At 57.1% G+C, this 7,123-nt stretch carries 7 protein-coding genes, 2 tRNA genes and 1 pseudogene; 8 read left to right on the top strand and 2 right to left on the bottom strand.

Translation table 11 applies throughout. The annotated features are described in order from the left end of the window. The 3 genes and pseudogenes from Q0J60_RS02995 to Q0J60_RS02985 form a co-directional block, all read left to right on the top strand. Window positions 1-348, top strand: a pseudogene (locus Q0J60_RS02995) (peptidylprolyl isomerase); the annotation flags it as partial. A 179-nt stretch (window positions 349-527) separates the two neighbouring features. Further along, window positions 528-619: transfer RNA gene (locus Q0J60_RS02990), tRNA-Ser, on the top strand. A 50-nt stretch (window positions 620-669) separates the two neighbouring features. Beyond that, window positions 670-762 (top strand) — tRNA-Ser (locus Q0J60_RS02985). Between the two features lie 68 nt (window positions 763-830). Here the strand turns inward: Q0J60_RS02985 and Q0J60_RS02980 are convergent. Continuing rightward, on the bottom strand, window positions 831-1,427 hold the full coding sequence (locus Q0J60_RS02980; protein WP_294438749.1) for a helix-turn-helix transcriptional regulator: 597 nt from the start codon (window positions 1,425-1,427) through the stop codon (window positions 831-833). Window positions 1,428-1,737: 310 nt separating this feature from the next. Beyond that, window positions 1,738-2,478: a hypothetical protein gene (locus Q0J60_RS02975; protein ID WP_294438748.1), complete on the bottom strand. Its 741-nt coding sequence runs from the start codon at window positions 2,476-2,478 to the stop codon at window positions 1,738-1,740. Window positions 2,479-2,538: 60 nt separating this feature from the next. On the opposite strand from Q0J60_RS02975, the gene Q0J60_RS02970 reads away from it, so the two are divergent. The 5 genes from Q0J60_RS02970 to Q0J60_RS02950 all read left to right on the top strand — a co-directional run bounded on the left by Q0J60_RS02970 (window position 2,539) and on the right by Q0J60_RS02950 (window position 7,116). Then, window positions 2,539-3,495: a LytTR family transcriptional regulator DNA-binding domain-containing protein gene (locus Q0J60_RS02970; protein WP_294438747.1), complete on the top strand. Its 957-nt coding sequence runs from the start codon at window positions 2,539-2,541 to the stop codon at window positions 3,493-3,495. Window positions 3,496-3,718: 223 nt separating this feature from the next. After that, window positions 3,719-3,883 (top strand): hypothetical protein, encoded by a 165-nt coding sequence (locus Q0J60_RS02965; RefSeq protein ID WP_294438745.1) that lies wholly within the window; start codon window positions 3,719-3,721, stop codon window positions 3,881-3,883. Window positions 3,884-3,982: 99 nt separating this feature from the next. After that, on the top strand, window positions 3,983-4,834 hold the full coding sequence (locus Q0J60_RS02960; protein ID WP_294438744.1) for an ABC transporter ATP-binding protein: 852 nt from the start codon (window positions 3,983-3,985) through the stop codon (window positions 4,832-4,834). Between the two features lie 2 nt (window positions 4,835-4,836). Continuing rightward, a complete protein-coding gene (locus Q0J60_RS02955; RefSeq protein WP_294438743.1) occupies window positions 4,837-5,598 on the top strand; it encodes an ABC transporter permease in 762 nt (253 codons plus the stop codon). 105 nt (window positions 5,599-5,703) lie between these two features. Continuing rightward, the gene (locus tag Q0J60_RS02950; protein ID WP_367178767.1) at window positions 5,704-7,116 is read left to right on the top strand and encodes an ATP-binding protein; all 1,413 of its coding nucleotides are present in this window, start codon (window positions 5,704-5,706) and stop codon (window positions 7,114-7,116) included. The last annotated feature ends 7 nt before the right edge of the window (window positions 7,117-7,123 follow it).

Here is a 7,123-nt window from a genome sequence, read left to right as displayed (position 1 = left end):
ACCAGCCTTGAGGAGCAGAGCAAGGAGGACTCCTTCATCGAGTGGTATCAGAACTACAAGGATTCCGCTGACATCCAGATCAACGACAAGCCCGAGGGCCTTCCCTACGACATCGATCTGAGCGGTTTCACCAAGACCGAAACCGATGATGCCACTACCGAGGATGGCACTGACGCCTCTGCCGACGATGCCGCAACCGATGAAGGTGCCACCGAGGGCGGCTCCGATGAAGCTGCCTCCGATGAGGGTGCCGAGGATGATGCCGCTTCCGACGATGCTGCAGCTGAAGAGGGTGACGAAGAGTCCGACCCCGCCACCCAGCAGCCCCAGGAAGTGACCACCGAGTAGGTTGAAAAGGACTCGTCGAATGACACCCGTCCTCCAGGTGTCATAACGCAATCAAACCAAGAAGCCGCCTCCAGGCGGCTTCTTTTTCTCTTTATGAACTTTTGCGAATTTCGTCACATTGCCAGCTTTTTTGCTATACTACGTTCTCGCTGCACATGATATGCAGTCATTCGAGCAGTGGAGAGATGTCCGAGCTGGCCGAAGGAGCACGATTGGAAATCGTGTATACGCCAAAAGCGTATCTGGGGTTCGAATCCCCATCTCTCCGCCAGAAACTTCAAGCGCCGTCCTTTTGAGCGGCGCTTTCATGTATCACCCTACGGAGGGGTGGCAGAGTGGTTGAATGCGGCGGTCTCGAAAACCGTTTTACCCGTAACCCGGGTAACGAGGGTTCGAATCCCTCCTCCTCCGCCAGAGAACAGTAAGAGCCCCGACATCGGGGCTCTTTTCGTATCCAAAGGTCGTGTGGGGAATCGCTTGGGCTACCCCACAAGCTTCTGGATAATGCTCAAGAGGCCCCATCCGCAGCAGAATCCGACGATCATCGCCACGAGGGTTTTCACTATGAGTTTGCCCCACCACGCCCGTCCGGCCTTCTGGTTCTCTTCACACAGCGCATCGGGGTCTTCCCCGCGCATGAACGCCTCGATGGACTTATAAGTGAACAGCTGGTTGTCGTGCTTGATTTTCTCCACCATGCCGGCAGCCACCGCCGCGGGGATAAACACTACGAGGGCGGGCACCAGAATCACCGGCAGACTCAGGTCCATCAATGCGGTTGCGACGGCCCAGATGACCGCGGCCGCCCCGCATACGACCATGACCGCGGCGAGCTTGTTCATGCGTTTGGCTTCTTCAGTGATAACCGACTTCATTTCCTCAACATCTCCTTTGATCAGCGAGTCGACGCTTACCTCGAAGAGATTGCTCAGAAGAAGCAGGCTTTGCACGTCAGGATAGGTTCGGTCGGTTTCCCAGTTGGAAATTGTTTGGCGTGAGACGAAGATCGCCTCCGCCAATTGTTCCTGGGACATACCCAGCCGAGCGCGGTGATCCTTGATGTGCTGGCTCAGTTCCACGTGCAATCCCTTCTGGTCGGAAATGTGCCGGATTGCGGAGAACTTTACCACCAAATGGCTTTGACACGCGCCATCGCGCCGCGAAATAAGCCTGTCAAAAGGTTTTTACAAGCCGTGTGAACTGGGGTTTCTTTCTAAAAGAATCGAGGCGACGCCCTCTGGGCAAAGCCCAGATCAAGGAAAATATGTGCGGCAGCTCCAGTGTGGCGCCACCCCGATGAAGGCAATCGTTCATTTGGGTGGTTTATTTCTGTAGTCTTGTCTTTCTGGCCGTGCTGCGCCGTGGGCTCGCGGATGAATCGCCCGCGCCTTATATCCTTTCAATTTCGCGAACGATGCGCTCCTTATAGCGGCGATGTGCCCAAACGACGAATCCTGCGCTCGCTGCTACCCAGAGCAAACAGAGCACGGCGATGACTGCCGGCGAAAGCGTGGCGGGCGCGCCTGTTACCAAACAGGCGGCTTCCGCCGCGAACCCCATCGGCAGAAAGCACGCCATATAGCGCAGGGAATTCGAGATCAGTCCCAGCAGCGGCACGATCGCCAGAACCACGATAGGCAGCGAATAGATGCTGCTTTTCATCTGGTCGGACGCAAGGAGGCCGCATCCTAGGCTCACAAGAAGAATAGGGAGTGATGCCGGAATGGAAAGCGCAAGCGTCACACTGAGCCGTTCAAGGGAAAATCCCAGCGTAAGGCCGCAAAGCACCACGGTGATAAGCGTCCATACGTAAGAGCACAGGAATTTTCCTGCAGCAATCTGCCTCGTGGTCATACCCGATTGAACGAGCGTCGCGGGCACCCCTCGTTCTATTTCCTCGGACATGGTGTACAGCGAGCAAATGGAGCCGGTGAAAGCGGGTGAAACGGCGATGACGGTGGTCATGAGGAACGCGTCCGACGTGAGGTCCGGACCGCCAGCTATGGAGGAGAAGACAAGCATCAGCAGCACGCATGCCGCCAACATGACAAGCATCACCGGCGTGCGCGCGGCGACGCGTATGTCGTGCGTCGCCAAGATGCCTATGTTTCTCAATGCGTTGCTGTTCATGGTTTGCCCATGATACTTGATTGGTGAGAGCGGCGCGATACATCGGGGCCTTCATATATAATGATGCGGCCCAAGTCGGACGAATCGCAGGAGATGGAAGTGGCGGATTACGGCACCATAGAGGAGCTGCTCGAAGGCGAGCGAGACAAGAGCGTGCATATCGAATGCCGCCGCGATGCCACCGATCGCGCGGTCCGTTTCATCCATCGCACATACGCGAACAGGCGATGCGCCTTCTACGTCGAAACCGATAAGGGGTTCGACCGCGATACGGTTCATTCCTACCTGCGCTTCTTCGCGCGCATAGCGGGTGGCACCATCACGGCGGAAGAGACCATCGCGCACTTCGGGCTCAAAGACGTCGCGCGAACCACGGTCAAGAACCTTTCCGCCGAGCAGCGAGCTCTTATGAATTTCGCTCGTATGAGCCTGTTTGAACCCGAGGTGGTGTTCTGCGAGCGCCCTTTGGTCGATATTTCCCCCGATATGCGCAGTCTGGTCCAAGCATGGCTCGGACAGGTGGTGGAATCGGGCGGCATCGTGATTACCTGCGGCGAACCTTTGCGCGAGGCGCTGCTTATGCCTGGCTCCGCGTTCTATGAGGAAGATGGCCGCTTCTACCAGGCGCAGACCGACGACGATGAAGAAGATTCCGTCGAATATGCCGGCGACGAGGTCCACGTGTTCAAAGTGGTGGCCAAATCCGGCGATGCCACGCTGCTGTTCGATCCGCGCGAGGTCGATTTCGTCGAAAGCGTTAACCGCGCGAACTTCGTCAGCGTGCGCGGTGAGCTCTATCCCGTGCAGATGACGCTCGACGAGTTGGAGGCGGAGCTCGAGCGCTACGGTTTCTTCCGCTGCCATCGTTCCTATATCGTGAACGTGCAGAAGGTGGCGAAAGTGGAGCGTTTCACGCGAAACAGCTTCAACCTCACGCTTGCTGACGCAGCGCGCACGTCCATCCCTCTTGCCAAAGGTCGTGCTGAAGAGATGCGCGAGCGTTACGGCTGGCGCTAGGGCAAACCGATTGCAAGATTGGCATTCCCGCGGGGCACAATCGCGCCCTGCTCCGTTCGTGTGCGCTGCGAATACAGTGCTCCATTCGTATCCTTCTATGCTCCTGTCGTAGCGAACGCGGCTCTCGTCAGGCGAAATCCGTTGTTTCATCGAGGCGGTGGCGCAATCATGGCTTCAACGAAAAGCCGTCCGGCATCCCCGGACACGATTGAAAGGAACGGCCATGATTACCGCAAGCCAACTCACCATCCTTGTCGCGGCTATGGCGCTCGTGTGCGTCATCAGCTTGATGCTGCACATGCGCGCCGAGGCTACCCGCAAACGCGTGGACGCCATCGAGCGCCGTATGGACGCGCTCGCCGCTTCCGTCGCGAAGGAGGTGCGCTAGCCATGCATGCCACCATCATCGATCTCGTCGTGGACGCGTGGTTCGCTGCGATGGATATCTTTTTGAGCAAGAAAGGCGCGAAGGGCAAAGGGGGTAACCATGGCAGCAACTAGCATCGTGCTCTCGATGGAAGGTGTATGCCTCTCCTTCGGCGCCAAGCGCGTGCTCGACGGGCTCACGTTCTCCGTCTCGCGCGGCGAATGCTTCGGGTTCCTCGGGCCGTCCGGCGCAGGTAAAACCACGACCATCAAGCTGCTTACTCGGCAGCTCAAGAAGGACTCCGGTCGCATCAACCTCTTTGGACGTCCCATCGAGAACGCATCGGACGCCGATTACGAGCGCATCGGCATTCTGTCAGACACAAGCGCGCTGTATGAGCGCATGAGCATCGAGGACAACCTCAAGCTCTACGCGAAGATTCGCGGCAAGGGCGCGGGCGATATCGACCGCCTGCTTGAGCGCATGAACCTCAGCCAAGACCGCAAGACGCTCGTCAAAAACTGCTCGAAGGGCATGCGACAGCGCGCAGCGCTCCTGGCGGCGCTCATCCATAGCCCTGAGCTGCTGTTCCTCGACGAGCCCACGAGCGGTCTCGATCCCGCGGCGCGCGCCGAGGTGCACCGCATGCTCGCGGAGCTCAAGGCTGCGGGCACGACGATCTTTCTCACCACGCATGATATGGCCGAAGCAGATTCGGTGTGCGACCGTCTTGCCATTCTGGATGAAGGACGCATCGTGGCCAGTGACGAGCCTGAATCGCTTAAACTGAGGTTCGCGCGCAATCGCGTGGTCGTTGTCACGCGTTCGCGCGGCACGCTCGAGGTGACGAAGGATGCTGCGTCGGCGGAAGAGATTCGTGAGCTCTTCGCATCCGACGAGGTGCTTTCCATCCATTCTGACGAGCCCAACCTCGAGGAAGTGTTCCTCGAGCTGACCGGAAGGGAGTTCTAGCGATGAACGCCGCAATGAGAAAGACGGGGGCGCTCCTCGCGAAGGATATCGTCGACCTGTTCAAGAACCCCACGATGCTCGTGGTGTGCCTGATGCCGGTGGCGTTCATGGCACTCTACACGTTCATGATCGGCGACGCCACCAGCGATGCGGGCATCACGGCCGAGCAGCAGGCGGCGGCGAACCCGATTATCGATCAATTCATGTTGGGATCGTCGCTTTGCATGACCATCGGCATGGTGTGCACCATGACGGTGCTTTACGGCATCGCCGAGGAGAAGGAGAAGCGCACGTTGCGCACGCTCATGCTTGCCAACGTGGGCGCCTCACAGATCGTTGTCGCGAAAAGCGTCGTTGCACTGATAGCATCGACCGCGGTGAACGCCATCTGTTTCTTCGTGGCGGGCGGAGAGCCTCCTATGCTGGGAACGTATCTGGCACTGGGCGTTTTGGGGTCGCTGCCCATCATCCTGTTCTCGCTCGTGCTAGGGCTTGCGTGCCGCGACCAGATGACCGCGGGCGTGTACAGCGTGCCGGTGCTGCTGTTGACGCTTGTCCCGATGTTTGGCATGTCCAACGAGAGCATCGAGAAGGTGGGCCATTACCTGCCCACCGGAGGAATCTACGACCTGATGGGCATGGCCATCGAAGGCAATATGAACCTTCAAGACGCGCTTATACCTCTGGCGGTGACGGCAGTGTGGATCGTAGCGGGCGCCGTGGTGTTCTCCCTACTCTTCAAACGACTCGCGCGAGATAACTAATTACGAAACACCTGATTTCAATGCACGCGATGGGTATCGGCAGGGTTCCGACGTAACCACCTTATTAAAAAACATGTATTTAAAATACACGTTTTCATAAATTTCATGTATCATGAATACATGAAATTATATCGATACAAGGTGGACCACATGAGAAGAAGCATAGAGACGCTTATTGAGGCGTGGGCAACCGCCCCAGTGAATCGCCCTCTTCTGCTGCGCGGCGCGCGCCGCGTGGGAAAGACGTATGTTATTGAGGAAGTGGGTAAACGTATCGCTGGCGACGGGTTCGTCAAACTGGATTTCCAGACTGACCTCGAGCTCATATCCCCTCTTTTTGATGGTCCCACCGATGACGTCGACGCCATCATGCGTCGTGTTTCGGAATATAAAAGAACGAAGCTCGACAAAGCTACGGCGTTCGTGCTCTTCGACGAGATACAGCTATGTGAACGTGCCTTAAACTCGCTTAGATTCTTCTCGGGTTCTGGTTGGCGCGTTGCGGCTACGGGGAGTCAACTTGGCGTCGCAACGCGCAAGCGTGACCTACCGTTTCCGAGTGGCGTCCAACAGGAGACCCTGCATCCGCTTACGTTCGAAGAATTCCTTTGGGCGCTGGGCGAAGAGGAAATGGCTGAAGCGATTAGAAATCACGTGCGCACGCTCGAGCCCTATCCTGCGCACAATCATGCTTCCGAACTTTTCCGCCTGTATCAGGTTGTCGGAGGCATGCCTGCAGCAGTTGCGGCGTATATCGAGACACGCAATCTGGATGAAGTGCGCGTCCAGCAGCGCGAGATTGACGAAACGTACACGGCCGACATGACCGACCCTGAAAATGGCATTAGTGGATTGGCGGCTCGCAAAGTGTGGCGGAGCATTCCCTCGCAGCTGCTCAGATCGTCTACGAAGAAATTCAAATACGCTCAGGTGGAGCGTGGCGGCAGGCGGGCTAAACTCATGGAGCCCCTTGATTGGCTGGCGGGGGCGGGCATGGTATCCATCAACCAACTCACCGAGTGCGTTGAAGCGCCGCTTGTTCCTTACGAGGAAGAAGAGGGAAGCTATTTTAAGGTATATCTTGCCGATACGGGACTCATGTTTTATAAGCTTGCGGTGAATCCGAGATTGTGGTTGGAGGCGGAAATGTCGTCGACCCTGCCGATCTCGTCTGACTTCCGCGGGGCGCTTGCTGAAAATGCGGTAATGCAGGCATTGATGTCAAACGATTTGAGAACGTTCTACTGGACACCGCCTGCTTCGTGGGGAGGCATGGGAGAACTGGACTTTTTACTGCAAGATGACTGCATGCGCATCATTCCTATCGAAGTGAAGTCTGCGCGCAACGTGCGTGCCAAAACGCTTTCAACGTTTATGGAGAAGTCGCATGCTCCCTATGCTGTCGTCCTATCCGACCGCGATTTCGGGCGTGTTCTGGGGGAGGCGGGCGTGGAAATTCATCAGATTCCCCTCTATGCCGCATATTGCATTGGTGACAGCTGTGTTCGCGTTGGCTGATTTAACG

Origin of the sequence: uncultured Slackia sp. (assembly GCF_944321625.1) — a bacterium.
GTDB lineage: Bacteria > Actinomycetota > Coriobacteriia > Coriobacteriales > Eggerthellaceae > Slackia.
Note: the sequence above shows the minus strand (reverse complement) of the source record. Positions and strands in the feature narration are given on the sequence as shown.

Coding starts and splice junctions, on each gene's coding strand:
- Q0J60_RS02975 (WP_294438748.1), bottom strand. CDS start 2,478: ATGAACAGCAACGCATTGAGAAACATAGGCATCTTGGCGACGCACGAC.
- Q0J60_RS02970 (WP_294438747.1), top strand. CDS start 2,539: ATGATGCGGCCCAAGTCGGACGAATCGCAGGAGATGGAAGTGGCGGAT.
- Q0J60_RS02965 (WP_294438745.1), top strand. CDS start 3,719: ATGATTACCGCAAGCCAACTCACCATCCTTGTCGCGGCTATGGCGCTC.
- Q0J60_RS02960 (WP_294438744.1), top strand. CDS start 3,983: ATGGCAGCAACTAGCATCGTGCTCTCGATGGAAGGTGTATGCCTCTCC.
- Q0J60_RS02955 (WP_294438743.1), top strand. CDS start 4,837: ATGAACGCCGCAATGAGAAAGACGGGGGCGCTCCTCGCGAAGGATATC.
- Q0J60_RS02950 (WP_367178767.1), top strand. CDS start 5,704: ATGTATCATGAATACATGAAATTATATCGATACAAGGTGGACCACATG.